Origin of the sequence: Lysobacter sp. H23M47, assembly GCF_015209765.1 — a bacterium.
GTDB classification, from domain to species: Bacteria; Pseudomonadota; Gammaproteobacteria; order Xanthomonadales; family Xanthomonadaceae; genus Novilysobacter; species Novilysobacter avium.
Genome location: NZ_CP063658.1, coordinates 2086210 through 2110106 on the forward strand (window position 1 = coordinate 2086210; position 23897 = coordinate 2110106).

A 23897-nucleotide genomic window follows, 5' to 3' on the forward strand; every position below is an offset into this window, starting at 1 on the left:
CGGCGCCCGCGTGAGGCGGAAACCGGCAAGCCGGATCGACTACTGACGGATGGCGTCGGCGAACTCGAGCGGCTGCTCAGTGTGCTCGGCGCGCTCGGCGATCCAGTCGATCACCTGCTCTTCCATGACACGCCCCTGCAGGCCGCGCATCAGGTCCTGGTCATTGCGGTAGAGCTCGATGACCTGCTCGGGCTCCTCGTAGGTGGAGGCAATCAGGTTCAGGGTCTCGTTGACCCGCTTGGGATCGAGCTTGAGGTCGTTGCTGCGGGCCACTTCACCCACCAGCAGGCCGACCAGCACGCGCTTGCGGGCGCTGTCCATGAACTGCACATGCGCGTCGGCGGAAAGCTCGGCGTTGCGACCTTGGCGACGGGCCTGTTCAACGGCCTGCGCAGCCATGTCACGGGCCTCGTTCTCGACCAGCTTCGGCGGCATTTCCACCTCGGCGTAGGCCGCGACCAGCTGCTCGCTGACCTCGCGGCGCAGGCGGCTCATCAGGGCGCCCTTCAGCTCGCGCTCCAGATTGCTGCGGATATCTGAGCGGAACTGTTCGACATCGCCGCTGCGGATGCCGAAACTCTTGATGAACCCGGCGTCCACATCGGGCAGATGCGGCTCGGACACCTTGCCGACCTTCAGGTTCACCACGACCGTTTTGCCCGCCAGCGCGGGCACGCGCCAGTCGGCCGGGAACTGGACATCGACTTCCTTCTCATCGCCCGCCTTCATGCCCTTCAGCTCGGCCTCGATGGCCGGCAGCATGCCGCCGGAGCCGATCACCGTGGTGCCGCGCTCGGCACCTTCGGCCGGCATGCGCTCGCCCTCGACCGTGGAGAAGGTCTCCAGCTCCACCGCGTCGCCGTCCTGGGCGCCGCGCTCGACTTCGTTCCAGGTGCGGCGCTGCAGTCGCAGGTTCTCGACCATGGTGTCGATGTCGGCGTCCTTCACCTCGGAGGTGTTGCGGACGATCTTCAGGCCGGACACGTCGATATCGCCAAAGTCAGGTACGACCTCGAAGGTCGCCACGTAGGCCAGTTCGTCAGCGTTGTCGCTGGCCGGCTCGATGGCCGGGCTGCCGGCGATCTTCAGCGACTGCTCGCGCACCGCGTTGCCGAAGCTGTCGCGCACGAGTGCGTCGAGGACTTCGGCGCGGACCTGCTGACCGAAGCGCTGCTCGATGACCTTGGGCGGGATGCGTCCGGGACGGAAGCCCTTGATCCGCGCCGTGCGCGAGATCTCGCGCAAACGGCCACCGACTTCACTCTGGTAGCGGTCCGACGGGAGGTTGAAGGTCATGCGGCGTTCAAGGGCACCGAGCGATTCGACCGAAACTTGCATATCCACTCCTGCAACCGCGGCGAACACCGACGGCACGTTGATTTGATGTTGGGCCAGGCAGACCACGGCGAGCCCGGGCCCGGCGCGGGTGAACGCGATAGTCTGGCGGATTACGCCCCCGGCTGCCAGTCTTTTCCCGGCACCTGCGAAGTCCCTTCGGCCGCGCCCGGGGCCTCGATGGTGCGAAAGGGGGGACTCGAACCCCCACGCCTTGCGGCACTGGCACCTAAAGCCAGGGCGTCTACCAATTCCGCCACTTTCGCTTGCTGTCACATGGCCACGGCGAACGCAGGATAGGAGCGAACGCGGGTGCCAGGCAATAAAAAGGGCGCCGGGGACTGATCCCTGGCACCCGTTCTATCTGGTGGGCCGTGATGGATTCGAACCATCGACCTATTGATTAAGAGTCAACTGCTCTACCAACTGAGCTAACGGCCCGGAACACGCGGAATTGTACAGCACAATCCCTGAAAAAATTGGGGTGGAAGACGGGACTCGAACCCGCGACCCTCGGAATCACAATCCGATGCTCTAACCAGCTGAGCTACATCCACCACAGGCAAAACCACAACAGGCAAAACGACAGCAGGATCATATCCAAAACATGCGGGTGACTGGCGCGCCCGGCAGGACTCGAACCTGCAACCACTGGCTTAGAAGGCTAGTGCTCTATCCGGTTGAGCTACGGGCGCCTGTGGAAATCATACCGACGCCGTGGAACTTGTTGGTCGGGGCAGAGGGATTCGAACCCCCGACCCTCTGGTCCCAAACCAGATGCGCTACCAGACTGCGCTATGCCCCGATCCGGGCCTTCGTTGCACGCCAATGCCGCGAAAGGCCGACCATTCTGGCCCCGTGCCCCGGTGCTGTCAACGGTTCAGCAGCAAACCTGCGGCTGCGGTGTATCCTCGAGCGCAGACATCCAATTCTGCCCAGGGGGCTTGCATGATTCGCAGCAGCAATCCGGCGTTGAAGGAGTCCAGCTTCCTGGACATCAACAGCGGCACCGTCGTGCGCGGCGGCAATGACGTGATGACCCTCAATGGCACGGTCAACAAGACCGGCATGCTGTTGTTGCTTTGCGTCCTCACCGCCGCTTTCGCCTGGAGCCAGGTCTCCACCCCGGCCGGCATCGTCGGCGCAGCTCCCTACATGTGGGGCGGGCTGATCGGCGGCCTGGTGCTCGCGTTTGCCACCATCTTCAAGAAGGAGTGGGCGCCGATCACCGCGCCGCTGTATGCGCCGCTGTATGCGCTGCTGGAAGGCTTCTTCCTCGGCGCCATCTCGGCGATGTTCAACCACATGTACGAAGGCATCGTGATGCAGGCGGTGCTGCTGACCTTTGCCACGCTTTTCGCGATGCTGTTTGCATACCGCAGCGGGATGATCAAGGTGACCGAGAAGTTCAAGCTCGGCGTGGTGGCCGCAACCGGCGGCATTTTCCTGGTCTACCTGGCCAGCATCGTGATGGGGTTCTTCGGCGTGAACATCCCGATGATCCACGAGTCGGGCATGGTCGGGATCGGCTTCAGCCTGGTGGTGGTCGTGGTGGCCTCCCTCAATCTGGTGCTGGACTTCGACTTCATCGAGAACGCAGTGGCCAAGGGCGCGCCCAAGCACATGGAGTGGTACGGCGCGTTTGGCTTGATGGTCACCCTGGTGTGGCTGTACATCGAGTTCCTGCGCCTGCTGTCCAAGCTGCAGTCGCGCTGAGGCCTGAGCCCGCACGAGTCACGAAAAGGGCGCTTCGGCGCCCTTTTTTTGCGTTCTATCCAGCAAAAAAACGGAGCGCCAGTGGCGCTCCGTCGGGTCCGAAATGCAATCAGCGGACGTAAACAGTTCTGCGCGGCTCAGACCCGGCTGGCGATCGCTTTGGCAAAGCCCATCGTGGTACCGGTGCCGCCCAGGTCGCCGGTGAGGCTGTCCTTGGCTTCCAGGGTCGCCACGATCGCCTCGCGCAGGCGGGTCGCATCGGCGGGCTTGCCGAGATGGTCGAGCATCTGCGCGGCGCCCAGCAACAGCGCGCACGGGTTGGCCTTGCCCTGGCCGGCGATGTCCGGCGCCGTACCGTGAACGGCTTCGAAGATCGCGGCATCGGCGCCGATATTGGCGCCCGGGATCAGACCCAGGCCGCCGATCAGGCCGGCGCAGAGGTCGGAGATGATGTCGCCGAACAGGTTGGTCGTCACCAGCACGTCGAACTGCTCGGGGCGCATCACCAGCTGCATGCACGCGTTGTCGACGATCATCTCCTCGCACTCGATGTCCGGATACAGCGCGGCAACCTCGCGCGCGGTCTTCAGGAACAGGCCCGAGGTGGACTTGAGGATGTTGGCCTTGTGCACGACGGTAACCTTCTTGCGGCCGGCCGCGCGCGCCAGGTCGAAGGCGTAGCGGACGATGCGCTCGGAGCCCTTGCGGGTCGTCCGCGTGATGGAGATCGCGCTCTGGCCGTCGGCGGCCGTTTCCTGGCCTTCGGCGCTGTAGGCGCCTTCGGTGTTCTCGCGCACGGTGATCACGTCCACGTCAGCCGGGAAACGCGTGAGCGTGTTGGGAAAGGACTTGGCCGGGCGCACGTTGGCGTACAGGTCGAAGCGCTTGCGCAGCTCGACGTTGATCGATGAGAAGCCACCGCCCACCGGCGTCGTCAGCGGGCTCTTCAAGGCAATCCGGTTCTTGCGGATGGAATCCATGGTCGCGGCCGGCAGCAGCTCGCCGGTCTTTTCCATCGCGACCATGCCGGCGTCGGCAAATTCGTACTCCAGGTCGAGCTTCATCGCATCGAGCACGTGGAGCGTTGCATCCATGATTTCCGGGCCGATGCCGTCGCCATGGATGACCGTAATCGTCTGAGTCATGTGGGATTCTCTTCCAGCTGGGGGAGCGCGCTGCGTGCTGCGCGGCGCCGAAGGGTTAGCCCCGTAATTATGCCGGATCGCCGGCCGGCCTGCAGGCCGGCGCGGACGGAAAGTCAGCTGTGGTCATGCACCGGCGGTGCCGCGCCCTCGCCCTGCTCGAGCTGGTCGAGGAAGTCGACCGCGCGGCGCAGATGCGGGATCACGATCGACCCGCCGACCACCAGGCCGACCGAGAACGTCTCGAACAGCTCCTCGCGCGTGGCTCCCGCCTGATGGCACTGGCCGACGTGATAGCTGATGCAGTCATCGCAGCGCAGCACCATGGAGGCGACCAGGCCGAGCAGTTCCTTCGTCTTCACGTCCAGCGCGCCGGCCTTGTAGGTTTGCGTGTCGAGGGCGAAGAACCGCCGTACGACCTGGTTGGGCTCAGCCAGGATGCGATCGTTCATGCGCTGGCGGAAGTCGGCGAAACCCTCCGCCTCGCCGCTTCCAGGCCGGTCGCCCGGCTCACTCACTGCGCGCCTTCCAGCAAGGGCTCGAATTTGCCGGCGCGATGCATGGCCATCATGTCGTCGAAACCGCCCACGTGGGTGTCGCCGACGAAGATCTGCGGCACGCTGGTGCGCTTGGCCAGGGCGACCATCTTCTCGCGCTCGGCGGGGTCCTGGTCCACGCGGATCTCACGCCACTGCAAGCCCTTGCTTTTGAGGAAGTTGGCTGCGGCGACGCAATATGGGCAGGTTGCGCTTGTATAGATCAGGATCTCGGGAGTGGTGGTGGAATTCAATTCGTCTCTCCTGCGGTGAACTCGGGGGGCGGTGGGCGGTCCAACTACACGGTCGACCACGCGCCGGTGGGTGCTTGTCGGCGCATCTCGGTCGGCCGTCTGCCTACATGGGTCCGCCGCGGGCCAAATTCCATTCTAATGCTCGCCGCGCCCGTGTCCGAGCTGCCCCGCTCGACCGGTTAACCGGCAATTAACCCGCCGCGCCACCGCAGCGACCATCCTCCACCCACCGCGCCACCCTTGCAGCACCGGCACCAGGAGCCTCACTTGCGCCGCATCGTCTTGCTAACCACCGCCCTCACCTTTGCCCTGGCGAGCGTGTGCGCGCCCGCGCAGGACTCGCTGCCCGACATCGGTTCGTCCGCCGGCGAACTGCTCACCCCGGGCCAGCAGGAGGAATACGGGGCGATGCTGCTGGCGCAGTTGCGTCATTACGACTACATCCTGGAAGACCCGTTGATCGACAGCTGGCTGGATGCGCTGGGCAGTCGCCTGGGTGCGAGCAGTGATCGCCCGACGCAGCCGTTCACCTTCTTCATGCTGCGCGAGCGCCAGATCAACGCCTTTGCCACCCTCGGCGGCTACATCGGGGTGAATGCCGGGTTAGTGCTGGCGGCCGATCGCGAGGACGAGGTCGCCGGGGTGATGGCTCACGAGATATCCCACGTCACCCAGCAGCACGTGCTGCGCGGCGCCGAGCGTGCTCAAAAAGACCAGCTCCCGCTCCTGCTGGGCATGCTGGGCGCCATCGTCGCCGCGCAGGCCGCGGGCGGCAGCTCCTCTGGGGAGGCCACCCAGGCGGCGATCATGTCGGCGATGGGCCTGGCCCAGCAGCGCCAGATCAACTACACGCGATCCAATGAGCACGAGGCCGACCGCATCGGCATGCAGACCCTCGCCCGCGCCGGCTACGACGCCGGTGCGATGGCCGACTTTTTCCTGGTCATGCAGGCGCGCTCGCGGGCCAACGCCGCCGGTGCCTACGACATCCCCGACTACCTGATGACCCACCCGGTCACCACGACCCGTATCAGCGAGGCCAAGGAGCGCGCCGAGCGGCTGGGTGCGGGCGGTCGTTCGTTCCGGGCCGGCTCGATTGCGACCGACAACCCGCTGCTGCCCAATGGGCTGACCATCCAGGCCAGTGACGCCCAGGGCACCGGACACTTCGACCTGGCCCGCGAGCGCCTGCGCGTGTTCAGTGCCGAATCGCCTACCGCAGCCATTCGCGAGTACGAGCAGATTGCCGCCCGTGGGCAGCTCGATGAGGCACAGCGCTACGGGTTGGCAATCGCACGCCTGCGCGCGGGACAGACCTCCGGGTCGGTAAAGCTCCTGCAGGCGTTGCTCAACGATCGCCCGACAGACCTGTGGATCAACCTGGGGTTGGCGGAGGCGGAGTCGCGCAGCGGTCGGAAGGCGACCGCCGATACGCGATTCGAGGCGCTGGTGCAGCGACTGCCGCGCAATCGCGCTGTGGTTCTGACCTATGCCTCCGCGCTGCTGGAACGCGACGACCTGGAATCGGGCAAGCGCGCGCAGGCAGTGCTGCGGCCGCTGGCCGGCCAGTCCGCCAACGATCCCGAGTTCCAGCGCAGCTTTGCGCGTGCCAGCGAAATCGCCGGCGAGCCGATCCGCGCCGGCGAGGCCTACGCGGAGGCGGCGTTCCTCAGCGGACGCGCCGAACAGGCGCTCGTGCAGTTGAACGTGCTGAAGAAGCGGCCCGAGGTCGACTATTACGCACGGGCCCGGATCGAAGCGCGCATCGCCCGGATCACGCCGACGGTGCTGGAGCTGCATCGCCAGGGCATCCGCGACGAGGTGCTGGAACGGCGCTAGCCTGAGCGACGAGCGGCAAGCGTTTCGGCGCTGTCATCAACCGGTCATGAAGCCGTGGTGTACTGCCCGGAGCGGAAGTTGCCGGGTCGATCGCGGCGACTCCCGCCCTACCCTCCGAGGCATTCGAGCTTTCCTTGCAAAAACGCATCCTGATTGTCGAAGACGAGCCCGCCATCCGCGACATGGTCGCCTTCGCCGTGTCCCGCAGCGACTACGAACCGGTGACGGCGGGCGATGCACAGGAGGCGGAGCTCGCCATTGCCGAACGCGTGCCCGACCTGATCCTGCTGGACTGGATGCTGCCCGGCACCAGCGGCATCGAACTGGCCCGGCGCTGGCGTCGGCACGCGCTGACCCGCGACATCCCGATCATCATGCTCACCGCGCGCGGCGAGGAGGACGACCGGGTGGGCGGCCTGGAGGCGGGTGTCGACGACTACGTGGTCAAGCCGTTCTCCACCCGCGAGTTGCTGGCGCGGATCCGCGCGGTGCTGCGCCGCGCGCGCGGGGACGACGAAGACGGCAGCATCCGGATCGGTGCCCTGCGAGTGGATGGCGCTGCCCACCGGGTGTTCGCCGGTGATCCGGGCAATGAGCAAGCGGTCGCGATCGGACCGGCCGAGTACCGCCTGCTGCATTTCTTCATGACCCACGCCGACCGCGTGTACTCCCGCCCCCAGCTGCTGGATCACGTCTGGGGCGGCAGCGTTTACGTGGAGGAGCGGACCGTGGACGTGCATGTGCGCCGGGTGCGCCGGGCGCTGGAACCGTTCGCACTCGACGGCATGATCCAGACCGTGCGCGGCGTGGGCTACCGCTTCTCCGCCGCCCCCGCCACCTGAGCCGTGCGGGACCTGTTGGATACTGGGCCATGACTCCCGACGCCCGCAACGCCTGGCTGCGCACCCTTGGCCTGACCGCCGCGGGTCTCGTGATCGCGGGCGCGCTCGGCATCGTCGCAGGGCACTTCTGGCGCGTACTGGCGCTGGCCGCTCTGGCGATGCTGGGCTGGCAACACTGGCAACTGGGCCGTGTACTCCACCGTCTTGGCGCGCGCCGGTGGCCCCGGCTTGCCGGCAAGCGGGGGGCCTGGGACGAACTGGACCGCCTGCACGATCGCGACCAGCGCGAGCGCCGGCTGCGCAAGCGGCGTCTGCTGGAGATGCTGCGGGCCTACCGGGCGGCGGCGGCCGCGTTGCCCGATGCGGTCGTGGTGGTGGAGCGCAACAGCCAGCGCATCCGCTGGTTCAACCAGGCCGGGGCGAAGCTGCTCGGACTGCGTTATCCTGCCGATGTCGGCGCGCCACTGGTCCCACGCCTGCACCCTTTGCCAATGGCGCAATGGCTCGCCAGTGGCCGCCACGCCGACACCATCGAGGTCGCCTCACCGGTCAGCCCGGCCATCCGCCTGAGCCTGCGCCTGATCCCCTACTCGGAAAACCTGTGGCTGCTGGTGGCACGCGATGTCACCCGCCTGCTCCAGCTGGAGCAGATGCGTCGGGACTTCGTGGCCAACGTCTCCCACGAACTGCGCACGCCACTGACGGTGATCCACGGCTACCTCGACATGATCGATCCTGACGAGCACCGCGCCCTGGAACCGATGCTGGGCGAGATGCAGCGCCAGTCGCAACGCATGGCCCGGCTGGTCGAGGACCTGCTGGCGCTGTCGCGGCTGGAGTCCGCGGACGGTGCGCCGGTCGAAGAGCGGGTGCCGATGGCGCCCCTGCTCGACACGCTGCGCCGCGAAGGTCTCGCGCTCGGCCAGGGCAGGCACCGGATCGAGGTGGAAAACACGGCAGGCGTGGATCTATGGGGATCGGCCCCCGAGTTGCACAGCGCGTTCTCCAACCTGGTCGGCAATGCGGTGCGGCATACGCCCGAGCGCGGCCAGGTGCTGATCCGGTTCCGGCGTGAGGATGGCCACCAGGACGGGCCGGCCGGAGAAGCGGGCGGTGTCGTACTGGAGGTCATCGACAGCGGCATGGGCATCGCCGCCGAGCACCTGCCTCGGCTCACCGAACGCTTCTACCGCGTATCCAACAGCCGCTCACGCACCAGTGGCGGGACCGGACTCGGGCTGGCGATCGTCAAGCACGTGCTGCAGCGGCACCATGCGCGTCTCGAGGTGCGCAGCCGGGTCGGGGATGGCAGCATGTTCTCCTGTCACTTCACGGCTGCGCGGGTCCGTCCACCTGAGCCCGGCGCCAGTCACCCTGCTCCCAGCGAGGCCACGCAATGAACGCCCCCCAACGGCCGTCCTTACCCTCGGCGCCGCCGCTGCAGGTCGAGCTGGAGCAGATGCTGCCCGACGATGCGCCGCTGGACCTCGGCCTCTACAGCGACACCGCCGCCGACGGCCCGCTGCACGATCCGTCGCTTTACTTCAACCGCGAGTTGTCGCAACTGGCCTTCAACGTGCGCGTGCTGGCGCAGGCGCAGGACTCCGGGGTGCCGCTGCTGGAGCGGCTGAAATTCCTCTGCATCAGTTGCACCAACCTGGACGAGTTTTTCGAGATCCGGGCCGGTGCCGTCCAGCACGCCCTGGATGTGGGGGGACCGCTGGCGCCCGACGGCCTGTCACCCGCCGCCCTGCTGACCCGCATCCACGACGAAGCCGCTGCTTTGGTCGCGGCGCAGTACGAATGCTGGAACACGCTGCTTCGCCCGGAGATGGCCGAGGCCGGCGTGCGCGTGCTGGCCCGCGGCAGCTGGAGCAAGCGCCAGACCCGCTGGCTGCGCGCGTATTTCCGCGACGAGATCATGCCGGTGCTGTCGCCGCTGGGACTGGACCCCGCGCATCCGTTCCCGAAGATCCTCAACAAGTCGCTCAACATCGTCGTCGTGTTGAAGGGACGCGACGCGTTCGGCCGCAGCGGCGGGCTGGCGATCGTGCGGGCGCCGCGGTCGCTGTCGCGCATTATCCAGGTGCCCGAGCGTGTCAGCGGCGGCCCCAACGATTTCGTGTTCCTGTCTGCGGTCCTCTCGAGCTTCGTCGATGAGCTGTTCCCGGGCATGGAGGTCCAGGGCGCCTACCAGTTCCGGGTGACCCGCAACTCGGAGTTGTTCGTCGATGAGGAGGAGGTGGACAACATCGCCCTGGCGCTGCGCGATGAACTCGCGGGCCGTGGCTACCTGCGCGCGGTCCGCCTGGAAATCGCCGACGCGTGCCCGGAACCTATCGTCAACCTGTTGCTGGAGAAGTTCGCCCTCGCCCCCGAGGCGGTGTACCGCATCAAGGGCCCGGTCAACCTCAACCGCGTCATCCAGGTGTACGACCTGGTCGATCGCCCGGACCTGAAGTTCCCGCCGTTCCAGCCGCGGGCGCTGCCCGGGATGGACCGGATGTTCGAGACGATCGCCGCAGGCGACGTGCTGCTGCACCACCCCTTCGATGCCTTCACCCCGGTACTGGAGCTGCTGCGCCAGGCGGCCGAGGATCCGGCGGTGCTGGCGATCAAGCAGACGCTGTACCGGTCGGGCAAGGATTCGGCGATCGTGGCTGCGCTGATCAACGCCGCGCGCAACGGCAAGGACGTCACCGCGGTGGTCGAACTGCGCGCGCGCTTCGACGAGGAGGCCAACCTGGGCTTCGCCGACCGCATGCAGGAAGCCGGCGTGCAGGTCGTCTACGGCGTGGTGGGCTACAAGACCCACGCCAAGATGATGCTGGTGGTGCGCCGCGAGGGGCGCAAGCTGCGCCGCTACGTGCACATGGGCACCGGCAACTACCATGCCGGCACCGCGCGGCTGTATACCGATCTCGGCCTGATGACGGCCCATCCGGAGATCGGCAATGACGTCCACCTGATCTTCCAGCAACTGTCCGGCCTGGCGCCGTCGATGACGCTCAAGCGCCTGCTGCAATCGCCGTTCACCCTGCACGCGGGGATGCTGCAGCGGATCGACCGCGAGCGCGCCCATGCCGAGGCCGGGCGTCCGGCCCGCATCGTGGCGCGGATGAACGCGCTCAATGAGCCGCAGGTGATCCGTGCGCTGTACCGCGCGTCGCAAGCAGGTGTGGAAATCGACCTGATCGTGCGTGGCGCCTGCACGCTTCGTCCGGGCGTACCTGGTGTGAGCGAGAACATCCGCGTGCGCTCCATCGTCGGCCGCTTCCTCGAGCACAGCCGCGCCTACTGGTTCGCCAACGACGGCGCGCCGGAACTGTTCTGCGCGAGTGCCGACTGGCTGGAGCGCAACCTGCTGCGCCGGGTCGAGACCTGCTTCCCGATCCTGGACCCCGCGGTCGCCAGGCGGGTGTTCGACGAGGCGCTGGAGAACTACCTGGACGACAACCTCAACGCCTGGCAACTGCAGCCCGGCGGCGAATACCGCCTGGTTGAACGCACGGACGACGCCCTGCCCCATTCGGCCCAGGCGTCGTTATTGGCCAAACTGTGCGGATGATCGAAACTACCCCGATGACCGACCCCCACCCCGCCTCGCTGCCATTGCAGGAGGGCGAAATGCTGGCCGCCATCGACCTGGGGTCCAACAGTTTCCACATGGTGGTGGCGCAGTACCTGCTCGGCCAGCTGCGGGTGGTGGATCGCCTGCGCGAGACCGTGCGCCTGGCGGACGGGCTGGATGCCCGCGGCGGCCTGTCGGCGCAGGCGCGCCAGCGTGCCTACGCCTGCCTCTCCCGGTTTGGCCAGCGCATCCGCGACATCCCCCCGCAACGGGTGCGCGCGATCGCCACCAATACCGTGCGCAAACTGGCGTCACCGCAGGCCTTCCTGATGCCGGCCGAAAGCGCGCTCGGGCATGCCATCGAAGTCGTCGCCGGCCGCGAGGAAGCGCGCCTGATCTATCTGGGCGTCGCCCACACACAGCCGGCCAAACGCGGGCGCCTGCGGCTGGTGCTGGACATCGGCGGCGGATCGACCGAATGCATCATCGGCAGCGGCCTGGACACCATCGAGCGCGAGAGTGTCCAGCTCGGCTGCGTGGCGACCACCCGCAAATATTTCAGCGACGGCAAACTCAGCCGCAAACGCTGGAATGCCGCCCTGACCGATGTCGCCACTTCGTTCCAGTCCTTTGCCGCGCGCTACCGCGAGCTGGGCTGGGACGATGCCATCGGCACCTCGGGCACCAACAAGGCGATCGGCGATGTCTGCGCGGCGATGAAGCTGACCAAGGGTTCGGTCCTGGCCGATGCGCTGCCTCAGGTCCGTGACCGCCTGCTGCGCGCGCGCAGCATCGACACCATCGACCTGCCCAGCCTGCCCGAGGACCGGCGGCCGGTCATCGCCGGCGGCCTGCTGGTGCTGGAGGCGGCTTTCCACGCGCTGGCGCTTGAGCGGATGGCGGTGAGCAAGGCCGCGCTGCGTGAAGGCGTGCTCTACGACATGCTCGAGCGCGGCGGCGATGACGACCCCCGCGACAGCTCCGTGCTGGCGTTGATGAAGCGCTACGGGATCGACACGCTGCAGGCCGGTCGGGTGGAGGCGACCGCTCTGCGCCTGTTCGACCAGGTGGCCGGAGCGTGGCAGCTGGAGATCGACGACCGGCTGATGCTGAGCCGGGCGGCCCGGCTGCACGAACTCGGCCTGACCATCGCCCACAGCCAGTACCACGTGCACGGGGCCTACGTGGTCGAGCACACCGACATCGCGGGCTTTTCGCGCCAGCAGCAGCAATTCCTCGCCGCGGTGATCCGCAGCCAGCGGCGCAAGATCCCCAAGCACGTCTTCGACGCCCTGCCCGACCGCCTGCTGCCGGCAGCGCGGCACACCGCCGCGTTGCTGCGCCTTGCGGTGCTGATCCATCGCGCGCACGAGGCGGATCCGATCCCGCGGCTGGACGCCCAGGTCGACGGTGATCGACTCACGCTGACGCTCGACGAGCGCTGGTTTGATGCGCGCCCGCTGTTGAAGGCCGACCTGGACGACGAGCCGGCCAAGATCGCGCCGCTGGGACTCAGCCTGCGGTTGCAGACGCAATAACGCCGGCGCCCGCCGCCTCATGGTCGGACTCGGCCACTGGTTGCGCGAGCCCGCTGCGCAAGCCCTGCACCCGGGTGAGGATCGGCGGTGGGGCGACTTCCTCGGGGGTCAGGAAGATGCCCCAGCGACGCAGCCTCCTGCCCGCTTCGGGCGCCGCGGTAAATGCCACCACTGGCATCGACAGCACCAGACCCAGCAACACCGGCGACATCCACAGCATCAGCCAGGGCGATACCGCGAAGCTCCACGCCGCTCCTACAACGCCGCATACGGTGACGCCGCCGTAGCGTTGCCACAGCTCGGTGCGGGTCAGCGTGCCGTCATCGCGGCGCTGGCTTTCCCAGCCCGAGTCGCGGCCGGCGAGCACCTCGATCACCCCGCGCGACTGCACGTACATCGTGACGGGAGCCATAAGGGTCGTCAGCAGCGTCTCGACCAGCACGCCGGCGGTCAGGCGCAGCGCGCCGCCACAGCTTCGGCGGGCCCACGGATCGGTCAGGGCAAGGATGAAGCCCAGCAACTTCGGCCCCAGCAGCAGGGACATGGTGAGCATGAACACCCAGAAGAAGCGCTCCATGCCCTTGGGCCCGGTCCAGTCAGCCGCTGAGCCGATGCCCGGGAACACCAGCGAGTCCCACTGCAGGCCGGAGCTGGCCATCGTCATCACCAGCCCGATCAGCATCAGGGCGCCCCAAAGCGGCGCGGTGATGTAATGGCCGATGCCGGTCAGCAGGTGCCAACGGCTCACCCAGTGCAGGCCCTTGGCCGGAATCACGCCGCCGTGCTGCAGGTTGCCCTGGCACCATCGCCGGTCGCGCACCAGCATGTCGGTCAGCGACGGCGGGCCTTCCTCGTAACTGCCGCCCAGCGCGGGCACCAGATGCACCTCCCAGCCGCCGCGGCGCAGCAGTGCGGCCTCGACGAAATCGTGGCTGAGGATGCTGCCGCCGAACGGTCGCGAACCCGGCAACTCCGGCAGGCCCGCGCAGGAAGCGAATGCCGCGGTGCGGATGATCGCGTTGTGGCCCCAGTAGTTGCCTTCGGTGCCGTGCCACCACGCGTTGCCGTGGGCCAGCACAGGACCGTACACGCGGCCGGCGAACTGCTGCATGCGGCCGAAGATCGTGCTGCCGTTCACCACCACCGGCAGGGTCTGGATGAGGCCGACTTCCGGGTGCCGCTCCATGGCCACGGCCAGGCGGTTGATGGCCTTGCCGGTCATCAGGCTGTCGGCATCCAGGATCAGCATCTGCGGGTAGGCCGCGCCGAAGCGGCGCACCCATTCGGCGATGTTGCCGGCCTTGCGGTCGATGTTTTGCGGGCGATGCCGGTAGTACAGGCGCACCTGGCCGCCCAGCGTGTCACGCAGGCGGTGGAAGGCGGCGAGCTCGCGCTGCTGGACCTCCGGCCGGGTGGTGTCGCTGAGCACGAAGAAGTCGTAGGCATCTTCGCGGCGGGTTTTCAGCACCGATTCGCAGATCGACTGCAGTCCGGCCATCAGCCGCTCGGGATCCTCGTTGTAGGTCGGCATCAGCAACGCGGTCCGGGTGGTCAACGCGGGCAGCGGACCGGCATCAATCACGCCCAGCCGGTCGCGCCGACGGTAGCCGTTGACGATCAATGCAAAGCCGGCGAGCGCGCTCATGAAACCCTGCGCGACCCAGACGAACAAGGCCGCGAACAACACCAGGCTGAGCCACTCCAGCGCGCTGTGACCGCCCCCGCGCATTGCCCACCACAGCTGGTAGGTCGCCAGCAGGGTCAGGCCGGCGGTTCCGCCAAGCACGATCAGCCGGCGCCAGACGATGTCCAGCGGCGACCCGGCCAGGTGCGCGGCGGCGGGCGCGGCGTCGTCGAACGACTGCACGGGCATTGCCAGCGCGGCCTCGGGCGGCAACATGGCCGCGTGCACCGAACGCAGCGGGCTTTCGCCAGACGCTTTGCGCGGCTTCGTATTCGGGTCAGTAGGGGAGTAAGCCTTGTTCATGCGGTCCATCGGTACAACCAGGTTTCAGAAAGGGGGGATCCATCCGCGCCCAGCAAGCGTGCGCGCAGCTCGATGACGGGCTCGCTCCCGGGATCGAGTTCGAAGGCGATGCGCCAGGTGCCAGCCACTGCGCCGGGCTGGGCAACAACGTTGGCAACGCGGCCTGCGCTGGCTTGGACTTCGGCGCGTGGCCCGGGCGCAGCGACAGCATCCTGAAGGCGGCCGCCGCCCAGATCGATGACGAACCGACGTGCGGCGGCGCCGGCATCAGCTGTCGGCAGGCGAGCCGCAGGCACCACGGCACCCACCCGAGTGGCGTCGACGCGGGCCAACGAGGGGTTCCAGGGGTGCCGGTCGCACCAGTGCAGGCGGTAGTCAAAGCGATGCTCGCGGCCGGCTACCAGCGGTTTCCGAGGACGCCAGAAAGCGACGATGTTGTCTTGGTACTCGTCAGCGGTGGGGAGCTCGAACAGGTGCACGGCGCCTTCGCCCCAGTCGCCCTGCGGCTCCACCCATGCACTGGGGCGCAGGTCGTAGCGCGCTTCGCTGTCGCCGAAATCGTTGAATGCGCGCTTGCGCTGCATCAGGCCGAACCCGCGCGGCTGGCGGTCCAGGAACAGGCTCTCCTGCACCGAGGCGGGATTGCGCAGCGGCCGCCACAGCTGCTCGCCGGCACCGTTCAACACGGCCAAGCCATCGGAGTCGTGCACCGCCGCCCGGTAGTCGTCAATCCCCACCCGGTCGCCCGCGTCGAACTGGAACATGCTGGTCAAGGGCGCAATGCCGGCCCGGGCCAGGTCCACCCGGGGGTAGAGCCGCATGCTGACCTCGAACACGGTGTCTGAGCCCGGATGGATCACGAAGGCGAAGGCGGCCGCAGCGCTCGGACTGTCCATCAAGGCGTGGACGCGGGTCTGCGCGGCACCCGGCGCCGGGCGTTCCAGCCAGAACGCCTTGAAGACCGGGAATTCCTCGCCGGCCGGATCGGCGGTGCCCAACGCCAGCCCGCGCGCGGACAGCCCGTAGCGTTGACCGCGCCCGACCGCACGGAAATAGCTCGCGCCAAGGAACGCGCAGACCTCATCGAAGTAGTCGGGCCGGTTGATCGGCGCATGCAGTCGGAAACCGGCAAAGCCCAGATCGGCGTCGTCGGGAGGCTTCGCCGCCCCACCGAAGCTGAACAGATCCGGGCTGTAGGCCACGGGCCGCGCGATGCCGGCGACCACCTCGTGGACTTCCACGCGTTGCGCGTGGAGAAAACCGCGATGGAAAAACTGGGCCTGGAACGGCCGACCCTCTCCACGCCACAGGGAATGCGACGGATCAAAGCGGATATCGCGGTACTCGTCGTAGGCGATGCCGCGCAGCGCGTCCGGCAAGTCACTGGCGGGAGGCTGGAAAGCCCGCGCCGCCAACGCGCGTGCCAAGGCGGGCACGGTCTCAGCGCGGAAAACCGTGTCTGCCGCACCCGCGGCCGTCTGCATGCCCGGGTCCAGCAACAAGGACAGCGGCGAGGCTCGCAACGGGCTGGCCAGCGCGGCCAACGGCAGCGACAGACCCGCGATCAGCAGTTCACGACGATCCACACGGATACCGGAATAGGGAAAAGCGCCCAGCCTAGGCGCTCCCCGATTAATGTTCGGCAACACGACGTCGACGACCGGCCGGAGTCAGCCTGTCGCTGCGGGTTGCCGGGTACGGCTGTGAGCGCGGCCCGCCTCTATGCCAGAGGGAAGACCGCTTGCCGGGGACTAGTAACCGCGCTCCAGCGGCCGCGTCCATGCGGCCTGGCGCGCTGCCGGAAATCCCGCGTTGGCCGGGCCTGTCGGCGGCGGGAGGATCAACGCCTCATTGCGCATGTAGCCGCGCCGCTTCCAGAAGGCCTCGTTGCCGCGGCCGAACGGTGGTCGCCGCGGATCGTTGTCGTCCCGCTCGACCGACGCGAAAACGGTGCTCTCGAAACCGCCCAGCGAGCGTGCATGATTCTCGCGCTCGCTGAAGAAGCGGTGCGCCAGTTGCCTGCCGCGATAGGCCGGCAGCAAGACGGAGCCTGCGAGCAGGAACGCGGTGGTGGCATCACGCCCCGCAAGTTCGAACGCCTGGCGCATCGCGCCGTGGTCGTCCTCAAGCGGAAAGCCCAGAGCTGCACCGACTGTCTGGTCCCCGTCCATCACCACAACGGCGATGCTGCGCCAAGACAGCGCACAAGGTTCAAGCCGCGCCCGCTCGGCGGAAACATCGCCATCGTGGAGGTCCGGCCACGCCTTCAGGACACGCGCGCGCAATCGTGCGATGTCGTCCAGCACCGTCGCCGTGGGCGAGCCGGTGAGGCAGTGCACCGCAAGCTTGCGCTGGCTTGGGTGGCCATCGTGGCGGGAGCGGCTTTCCGTTAGAGGTGTCATGCCGGACATATGATCGTCCCCGCGGGTGATGGCAACGCGGAGTGTAGGTCACGAGAAGCGTTTTTGCCTCGGCGTCGCATGCCCTCGAAACCTCACAACCCCGTCCCGCCGGATATTCCCCCGCGTTCCGCACTGCCAGCGCGATACCCTGTGCGGATGAACTATCGCCACGCTTTCCATGCCGGCAACCACGCCGATGTCCTCAAACACATCACCACGCTGGCCGTGTGCGATGCGCTGCTTGCCAAGCCCTCGCCGCTGTTTGCCCTGGATACCCACGGCGGGCGCGGCCTGTATGCGCTGGACAGCAACTCCGCCCAGCGCACCGGTGAGGCCGAGGCCGGCATTGGCCGGCTCATTGCCGAAGCACCGCGGCATGCGGCGATCAGCCGCTATCTGGCCGCGGTCAAGGCCTGCCGCGCGCAGCATGGGCCGACCACTTACCCGGGCTCGCCATGGCTGCTCGCGCACGCGCTGCGCGAGGAAGACCGGATCGCGGTGTGCGAGCTGCTGCCCGAAGAAGCCGCGCAGCTGAAGACCAACTTCGCCGGCGATCCGCGCGTGGCCACCCACACACGCGACGGCTACGAGGCGATGAAGGCCCTGCTCCCGCCCCGCCTGGGCGAGCTGCGCTACAACCGCGGCCTGGTGCTGATCGACCCGCCTTACGAGGCGCAGCTGCAGGAGTTCGACACCATCATCGCCGCCGTGCGCGATGCGCTGGCCCGCTGGCCTACCGCCTGCTACGCGGTCTGGTATCCGATCAAGCTGCGGCGGTCACTGAACCAGTTCTTCCGCCGCGCCGCCACGCTGCCGGTGAAATCATCGATGCTGGCCGAGCTCATGCTGCATCCGGACGACTCGCCGCTGCGGATGAACGGCAGCGGCATGCTCATCCTCAATCCGCCATGGCAGTTCGACACCACGATGCGCGAGGTGCTGCCGCTGTTGCAGATGGCGTTGGCCGGAAACGGGGGGTCGTGGCGGGTCGAGTGGCTGAAGCAGGCCGACTGAGCCCAGCCACTGGCCACCCGCGCTGGGCACCCGCGCTCACACGCCGGCGCGCACGTCCGGCTCAAAGAAGCTCCAGCGCACTTCCGGAAACGCCTCCTTCATGGCGTGCTCGATCGTGTTGATCTGATCGACCAGCAGCGGCACGTCCTTTTCCTCACGCATGTGCGCCTGCACCGAGACCATCGCCTCGTTGCCCAGCTGCATGGTGATCAGGCTGATGACGCGAATGATTTCCGGTCGGCCGTCGAGGAACTGGCGGATCTGCCGCTGGCGATCCGGGTCCACGCTCTGGCCGATCAGCATCGCCTTGATCTCTATCGCGACCAGGACCGCCACCACGATCAGCAGGGCGCCGATTCCCAGCGTGCCGATCGCATCCCAGACCGGGTTGCCGGTGATGATCGTCGCCAGCACGGCAAGCAAGGCAAACGCCAGTCCGACCAACGCGGCCAGGTCTTCGCCGAATATCACCACCAGCTCGGCTTGACGGCTTTCGCGGAACCACCGCCAGAGGCTGCGATGGCCGCGCGACTTGTCCACCTCCTGCAGGCAGGTCCGCAGCGAAATGCCTTCGGCGATGAGCGCAAATATCAGCACCGCCACGGCCCACCACAGGCTGCTGCCGGGCTCGGTTTCGCCCGCGCGCAGTTTGTGCACGCCCTCGTAGAGCGAAAACATCCCGCCCACGGTGAACAGCATCACCGCGACCAGGAACGACCAGAAGTACACTTCGCGCCCGTGGCCCAGCGGATACTCCGGGGACGCCGGCTGGCGGGCCTGTTTCATCCCCAGGAGCAGCAACAGCTGGTTACCGCAATCGGCCAGCGAGTGGATGGTCTCGGCCAGCATCGCGCTGGAGCCGGTGAAGAACGCCGCCGCGCCCTTGGCCACGGCAATGGCGAAGTTGGCAGACAGGGCGTACAGGATTGCGCGGGTCGAATCTCCACTTCCGGACATGGCGTCTTTCCGCTTGAAGGAGCGCGAGTCTAGCATCGGCAAATGTATGCGCCGTGTGGGTTTGCGGCGACTGGATCACGTTGCGTATCGACGCCTGTGCGATGAATGCGGCCTTTACATCCGGTGTGCCACCATCTGCGCATGAGTAGCCGTGAACGACTTCCGCCGTGGCACGAACGCCAACGCTTGCCCAACGGGCGCGAGCTGCTGATCCGGCCGATCCGACCGGAGGATGCCGAACCGCTTCGTGCCGGCTTCTCTTTGTTGCAGCCCAACGAGATACGACAGCGCTTCCTGCACTCCATGAAAGAGCTTTCGCAGGAGTCTGTGGAACGCTTTACCCGGATCCAGCCAAAAACCGAGTTTGCCCTGGTCGCCGCCGAGCCGCTGCCGCCCGGGGAAGCGCTGGTCGGCGCCGTCGCGCGCATCTCGATCGACCCCAACGGGCGCGATGCGGAGTTCGCCATCCTGGTCAGCCACTTCATCGCCGGCATGGGCCTTGGACGCTACCTGATGACGCGTCTGGTCAAGTGGGCACGCGGCAAGCAGCTCGAGCGCGTCTATGGCGACGTGTTCGAGCACAACCTGCCGATGCTCTCGCTGGCCGATTCGCTGGGCTTCGTGCGCGAGTGGCAGCAGGACGGGCTGGTCCGGGTCACGCTGCAACTGAACCCGACGGACGACGCGGCCTGACGCCCGACCCCGGACGGCTTCTGGCGCCATCGGCTAAAATGGCCGGCTGATGCCTGCCTCCCCCTCCCCCACTCCGCCGCTGCCGAAAGCGGGCCATCTGCGTGCCTGGTGGCGCGCGCCGGCGTCGCTGTCGGCCCTCGCTTTCCACATCGCCCGCGCTGCGGCCACCCATCCGGGGCCGCTGCTGGCGATCGTGCGCGACAACCAGTCCGCGCAGCAGCTGGAGGCGGACCTGCATACCTTGCTGGGCTCCGGCGCGTCGGCGGGCGATCCTGTGGCGTCCGCCAGCGACGCGGCATCACTGCCGGTGCTGCACTTCCCGGACTGGGAAACGCTGCCGTACGACCACTTCAGCCCGCATCCGGAAATCATCAGCCAGCGCCTGGCCACGTTGAACCGCTTGCCGCGATTGCAGCGCGGGATTGTCGTCGTGCCGGTGCAGACCCTGCTGCAGCGACTGGCGCCGCTGCGCCATGTGGTCGGCGGCAGTTTCGATGTCACCGTCGGCCAGCGCCTGGACCTGGATGCCGAGCAGCGCCGGCTGCAGTCGGCCGGCTACCACAACGTGCCCCAGGTGCTCGACCCGGGTGATTTCGCGGTGCGCGGTGGCCTGCTGGATGTTTACCCGATGGGGGCGTCGCGGCCGTTCCGGGTGGAACTGCTGGACGACCAGATCGACACCATCCGCAGCTTTGACCCCGAGACCCAGCGCTCCGAGGACAAGATCGATGCGGTCAAGCTCCTGCCCGGCCGCGAACTGCCGCTGGACGATGCATCCCTGAAGCGCGCGCTGGATGCACTGCGCGAGCGCTTCGACCTGGACACCCGCCGCAGCGGGCTGTACCAGGACCTGAAGGCCGGCACGGCGCCGTCGGGGATCGAGTACTACCTGCCGCTGTTCTTCGACCAGACCGCCACCCTGTTTGATTACCTGGACGAGGCGACGCTGCCGCTGCTCGGCGAAGGCGTCAACGAGGCCGCCGACGCGTTCTGGCGCCAGACCGGCGAGCGCTATGAGCAGCGCCGGCACGATCTGGAGCGACCGCTGCTGCCGCCGGACGCGCTCTACCTGTCGCCGGATGCGCTGCGCGAACGGCTCAACCAGGGCGCCCGCATCGAGGTCTGCGGCGAATCGCATCCGCAGGGTGCGCGTGCCGAAGTGCTGGCCAGCCAGCCGGCGCCCGCGCTGCCGATCATTTCGCGCGACCAGGTTCCCGCCGGCGAGCTGAAGTCGTTCCTCGGCCATTATCCGGGCCGGGTCCTGATCGCCGCCGATTCGGCCGGGCGCCGCGAGGCGCTGCTGGAGATCCTCCGCGCTGCCGAGCTGGAGCCGGAGGTGCTGCCGGATTTCCAGGCGTTCCTGGGCAGCAACCGGATTACCGCCAAGGCGCCGACAGACAGTGCGGGCGACACCCGCTTCGCCATCGCCGTGGCTCCGCTGGAAGATGGTTTCGCCCTGACCGCGCCCGCGCTCGCGGTCCTGACCGAGCGCCAGTTGTTCCCCGAACGGGCGACCCAGCCGCGTCGTCCGCGTCGCGCGGGACGTGAGCCGGAGGCGATCGTCCGCGACCTGGGCGAGCTGTCCGAAGGCGCGCCGATCGTCCACGAGGACCACGGCGTGGGCCGCTACCGCGGGCTGGTCACGCTGGAGGCCGGTGGCGAGAAAAACGAATATCTGGAGATCGAGTACGCCAAAGGCGACCGGCTGTACGTGCCGGTCGGCCAGCTGCACCTGATCAACCGCTACTCGGGCGCGTCGGTGGAAACCGCGCCGCTGCACTCGCTGGGCGGGGAGCAATGGAGCAAGGCCAAGCGCAAGGCGCAGGAAAAGGTCCGCGATGTGGCCGCCGAGCTGCTGGAGATCCAGGCCCGGCGCCGGGCCCGCGCCGGACTGGCGATCGAACTGGACCGGGCGATGTACGAGCCGTTCGCGGCCGCGTTCCCGTTCGAGGAGACCCCCGACCAGCACGCCGCGATCGAGGCCGTACTGCGAGACCTGCAGTCCAGCCAGCCGATGGACCGGGTGGTCTGCGGCGACGTCGGCTTCGGCAAGACCGAGGTCGCCGTGCGCGCCGCGTTCGCCACCGCCGCGGCCGGCAAGCAGGTCGCGGTGCTGGTGCCGACCACGCTGCTGGCCGAGCAGCACTTCCGCAACTTCAGCGACCGCTTCGCCGACTGGCCGTTGAAGGTGGAAGTGCTGTCGCGCTTCAAGACGCCCAAGCAGATCAAGGCCGAGCTGGAAAAGGCGGCGGAAGGCACGATCGATGTGATCGTGGGGACCCACCGGCTGCTGCAGAAGGATGTCCGCTTCAAGGACCTGGGACTGGTCATCGTGGACGAGGAACAGCGCTTCGGCGTGCGCCAGAAGGAGGCGCTGAAGGCCCTACGCGCGAACGTCCACCTGCTCACCCTGACCGCCACGCCGATCCCGCGCACGCTCAACATGGCGATGGCCGGGCTGCGCGACCTGTCGATCATCGCCACCGCGCCGGCCCATCGCATGGCGGTGCAGACCTTCGTGGTCCCCTGGGACGACAGCCAGCTGCGCGAGGCGTTCCAGCGCGAGATCTCCCGCGGTGGCCAGGCGTATTTCCTCCACAACGACGTGGAAAGCATCGGCCGCATGCAGCGCGAGCTGGAGGCGCTGGTGCCGGAGGCGCGCATTGGCATCGCCCACGGCCAGATGCCCGAGCGCGAGCTGGAGCGGGTGATGCTGGACTTCCAGAAGCAGCGCTTCAACGTGCTGCTGTGCTCGACCATCATCGAGTCGGGTATCGACATCCCCAACGCGAACACCATCATCATCAACCGCGCCGACAAGTTCGGCCTGGCCCAGCTGCACCAGCTGCGCGGACGCGTCGGTCGGTCGCACCACCGCGCCTACGCCTATCTGGTGGTGCCGGACACGCGCTCGATCAGCGCCGATGCGAAGAAACGCCTGGACGCGATCGCGGCGATGGACGAACTGGGCGCCGGTTTCACCCTGGCCACCCACGATCTGGAGATCCGCGGCGCCGGCGAATTGCTGGGCGAGGATCAGAGCGGGCAGATGGCCGAGGTCGGCTTCAGCCTCTATACCGAGCTGCTGGAGCGCGCCGTGCGCAGCATCCGTCAGGGCAAACTGCCCGACCTGGACGCCACCGAGGAGCGCGGCGCGGAGGTCGAGCTGCATGTTCCGGCGCTGATCCCGGAGGACTACCTGCCCGACGTGCACACCCGTCTGACGCTGTACAAGCGGATCTCCGGCGCGCGCGACGCGCATGATCTGCGCGAGCTGCAGGTGGAGATGATCGACCGCTTCGGCCTGCTGCCCGATCCGGCCAAACACCTGTTCGCCATCGCCGAACTGAAGCTGCAGGCCACCGGGCTGGGCGTGCGCAAACTGGACATCGGTCCCACCAGCGGCCGGCTGCAGTTCGTCGAGAAGCCCAAGGTCGACCCGATGGCGGTGATCCGCATGATCCAGGGCCAGCCCAACCTGTACCGGATCGACGGCCCCGACAAGCTGCGCCTCAGCCTGGAACTGCCCGAGCCCGCTGCGCGCATCGCTGCCGCGCGCGCTCTGCTGATTGCCCTGGCACCAACGTGATCGGCGCGGCGCACTGTCGTCGCCTGGGCCTGGTCGCCGTACTGGCGTTGATGGGCGGCTGCGTTTCACCCGTTGAGCGGGAAATCGAAAGCGGTGGAACCTTCGTTCTCTCGCCCGGCGAGAGCGCAGGCCTCGCCGATGGCACTCGGGTGCGCTATCACCAGGTAAGCAGCGACTCCCGCTGCCGTCCTCACGTGCAATGCGTGTGGGCCGGACGGGCGGAGATCCAGCTGCGGATTACTCCAGCGTCGCGCATTGATGGCGCCGAGTCGGCTACCGGTGAACTGCTGCTCTCCACCGACCTGGATGCGAGCGCGACCTACTCCGGTTGGCGCTACCGCCTGATAAGGCTGGGTTTTGAGGCACAGCCGGTGGCGACCCTGCAGGTCGAGCGGTCGAACTCGTCGTACTGATCGGGCTGCACGGCGCACTTTGCGTCAGGCTTGTCGCCGCAGTCGCATCGATGCACTGACCGAAGCAAT

General features: G+C 67.6%; 18 protein-coding genes and 5 tRNA genes. 10 read left to right on the top strand and 13 right to left on the bottom strand.

Annotated elements, in window-relative coordinates; translation table 11 throughout:
- Positions 1–39: 39 nt before the first annotated feature.
- The 6 genes from tig to INQ43_RS09455 form a co-directional block, all read right to left on the bottom strand.
- A complete protein-coding gene (gene tig / locus INQ43_RS09430) occupies positions 40–1338 on the bottom strand; it encodes a trigger factor (RefSeq protein WP_194036272.1) in 1299 nt (432 codons plus the stop codon).
- 178 nt (positions 1339–1516) lie between these two features.
- Positions 1517–1601: transfer RNA gene (locus tag INQ43_RS09435), tRNA-Leu, on the bottom strand.
- Between the two features lie 99 nt (positions 1602–1700).
- A tRNA-Lys gene (locus tag INQ43_RS09440) sits at positions 1701–1776 on the bottom strand.
- Positions 1777–1815: 39 nt separating this feature from the next.
- A tRNA-His gene (locus INQ43_RS09445) sits at positions 1816–1892 on the bottom strand.
- Positions 1893–1953: 61 nt separating this feature from the next.
- Positions 1954–2030, bottom strand: a tRNA-Arg gene (locus tag INQ43_RS09450).
- A 33-nt stretch (positions 2031–2063) separates the two neighbouring features.
- A tRNA-Pro gene (locus INQ43_RS09455) sits at positions 2064–2140 on the bottom strand.
- A 143-nt stretch (positions 2141–2283) separates the two neighbouring features.
- On the opposite strand from INQ43_RS09455, the gene INQ43_RS09460 reads away from it, so the two are divergent.
- Complete coding sequence (locus INQ43_RS09460) at positions 2284–3051, top strand: Bax inhibitor-1/YccA family protein (protein ID WP_194036273.1); 768 nt, start codon at positions 2284–2286, stop codon at positions 3049–3051.
- 137 nt (positions 3052–3188) lie between these two features.
- Here the strand turns inward: INQ43_RS09460 and INQ43_RS09465 are convergent, their stop codons facing one another.
- The 3 genes from INQ43_RS09465 to grxC all read right to left on the bottom strand — a co-directional run bounded on the left by INQ43_RS09465 (position 3189) and on the right by grxC (position 4983).
- Positions 3189–4196, bottom strand: coding sequence for an isocitrate dehydrogenase (locus tag INQ43_RS09465; RefSeq protein ID WP_194034033.1), 1008 nt, complete (start codon positions 4194–4196; stop codon positions 3189–3191).
- 113 nt (positions 4197–4309) lie between these two features.
- Positions 4310–4645: a carboxymuconolactone decarboxylase family protein gene (locus INQ43_RS09470; protein WP_228062687.1), complete on the bottom strand. Its 336-nt coding sequence runs from the start codon at positions 4643–4645 to the stop codon at positions 4310–4312.
- 62 nt (positions 4646–4707) lie between these two features.
- A complete protein-coding gene (grxC, locus tag INQ43_RS09475) occupies positions 4708–4983 on the bottom strand; it encodes a glutaredoxin 3 (RefSeq protein ID WP_194034034.1) in 276 nt (91 codons plus the stop codon).
- 240 nt (positions 4984–5223) lie between these two features.
- Between grxC and INQ43_RS09480 the strand changes: the two genes are divergently transcribed.
- The 5 genes from INQ43_RS09480 (at position 5224) to ppx (ending at position 12773) form a co-directional block, all read left to right on the top strand.
- Positions 5224–6822, top strand: coding sequence for a M48 family metalloprotease (locus tag INQ43_RS09480; RefSeq protein ID WP_194036275.1), 1599 nt, complete (start codon positions 5224–5226; stop codon positions 6820–6822).
- A 134-nt stretch (positions 6823–6956) separates the two neighbouring features.
- On the top strand, positions 6957–7664 hold the full coding sequence (phoB, locus tag INQ43_RS09485; RefSeq protein WP_194036276.1) for a phosphate regulon transcriptional regulator PhoB: 708 nt from the start codon (positions 6957–6959) through the stop codon (positions 7662–7664).
- 29 nt (positions 7665–7693) lie between these two features.
- A complete protein-coding gene (gene phoR, locus INQ43_RS09490) occupies positions 7694–9064 on the top strand; it encodes a phosphate regulon sensor histidine kinase PhoR (RefSeq protein ID WP_194036277.1) in 1371 nt (456 codons plus the stop codon).
- A gap of 59 nt (positions 9065–9123) precedes the next feature.
- Positions 9124–11232: a polyphosphate kinase 1 gene (ppk1, locus tag INQ43_RS09495; protein WP_194037646.1), complete on the top strand. Its 2109-nt coding sequence runs from the start codon at positions 9124–9126 to the stop codon at positions 11230–11232.
- A gap of 14 nt (positions 11233–11246) precedes the next feature.
- Positions 11247–12773, top strand: a complete 1527-nt coding sequence (gene ppx / locus INQ43_RS09500) for an exopolyphosphatase (protein ID WP_194036278.1) — start codon at positions 11247–11249, stop codon at positions 12771–12773.
- Here ppx and mdoH read toward each other — a convergent pair.
- The 3 genes from mdoH to INQ43_RS09515 all read right to left on the bottom strand — a co-directional run bounded on the left by mdoH (position 12748) and on the right by INQ43_RS09515 (position 17162).
- On the bottom strand, positions 12748–14673 hold the full coding sequence (gene mdoH, locus INQ43_RS09505; protein WP_255518461.1) for a glucans biosynthesis glucosyltransferase MdoH: 1926 nt from the start codon (positions 14671–14673) through the stop codon (positions 12748–12750). The two genes, ppx and mdoH, sit on opposite strands and share 26 nt — an antisense overlap.
- Positions 14674–14756: 83 nt before the next feature.
- The gene (locus INQ43_RS09510) at positions 14757–16346 is read right to left on the bottom strand and encodes a glucan biosynthesis protein G (protein WP_194036280.1); all 1590 of its coding nucleotides are present in this window, start codon (positions 16344–16346) and stop codon (positions 14757–14759) included.
- A 165-nt stretch (positions 16347–16511) separates the two neighbouring features.
- Positions 16512–17162 carry a GNAT family N-acetyltransferase gene (locus tag INQ43_RS09515; protein WP_194036281.1) on the bottom strand — a complete coding sequence of 217 codons (651 nt, stop codon included), beginning with the start codon at positions 17160–17162 and terminating at the stop codon, positions 16512–16514.
- Positions 17163–17318: 156 nt separating this feature from the next.
- Here INQ43_RS09515 and rlmJ point away from each other — a divergent pair, with 156 nt between their 5' ends.
- Positions 17319–18176, top strand: a complete 858-nt coding sequence (gene rlmJ, locus INQ43_RS09520) for a 23S rRNA (adenine(2030)-N(6))-methyltransferase RlmJ (protein ID WP_194036282.1) — start codon at positions 17319–17321, stop codon at positions 18174–18176.
- A gap of 36 nt (positions 18177–18212) precedes the next feature.
- Here rlmJ and INQ43_RS09525 read toward each other — a convergent pair whose 3' ends face one another.
- The gene (locus INQ43_RS09525) at positions 18213–19133 is read right to left on the bottom strand and encodes a cation diffusion facilitator family transporter (protein WP_194034043.1); all 921 of its coding nucleotides are present in this window, start codon (positions 19131–19133) and stop codon (positions 18213–18215) included.
- A 141-nt stretch (positions 19134–19274) separates the two neighbouring features.
- On the opposite strand from INQ43_RS09525, the gene INQ43_RS09530 reads away from it, so the two are divergent.
- From INQ43_RS09530 to INQ43_RS09540, 3 genes are read left to right on the top strand one after another with little or no spacing between them, the layout of a single operon-like run.
- On the top strand, positions 19275–19826 hold the full coding sequence (locus tag INQ43_RS09530) for a GNAT family N-acetyltransferase (protein WP_194036283.1): 552 nt from the start codon (positions 19275–19277) through the stop codon (positions 19824–19826).
- Between the two features lie 49 nt (positions 19827–19875).
- Positions 19876–23415, top strand: a complete 3540-nt coding sequence (mfd, locus tag INQ43_RS09535; protein ID WP_194036284.1) for a transcription-repair coupling factor — start codon at positions 19876–19878, stop codon at positions 23413–23415.
- Positions 23412–23828, top strand: coding sequence for a hypothetical protein (locus INQ43_RS09540; protein ID WP_194036285.1), 417 nt, complete (start codon positions 23412–23414; stop codon positions 23826–23828). The genes mfd and INQ43_RS09540 overlap by 4 nt, the downstream gene beginning before the upstream one ends.
- The last annotated feature ends 69 nt before the right edge of the window (positions 23829–23897 follow it).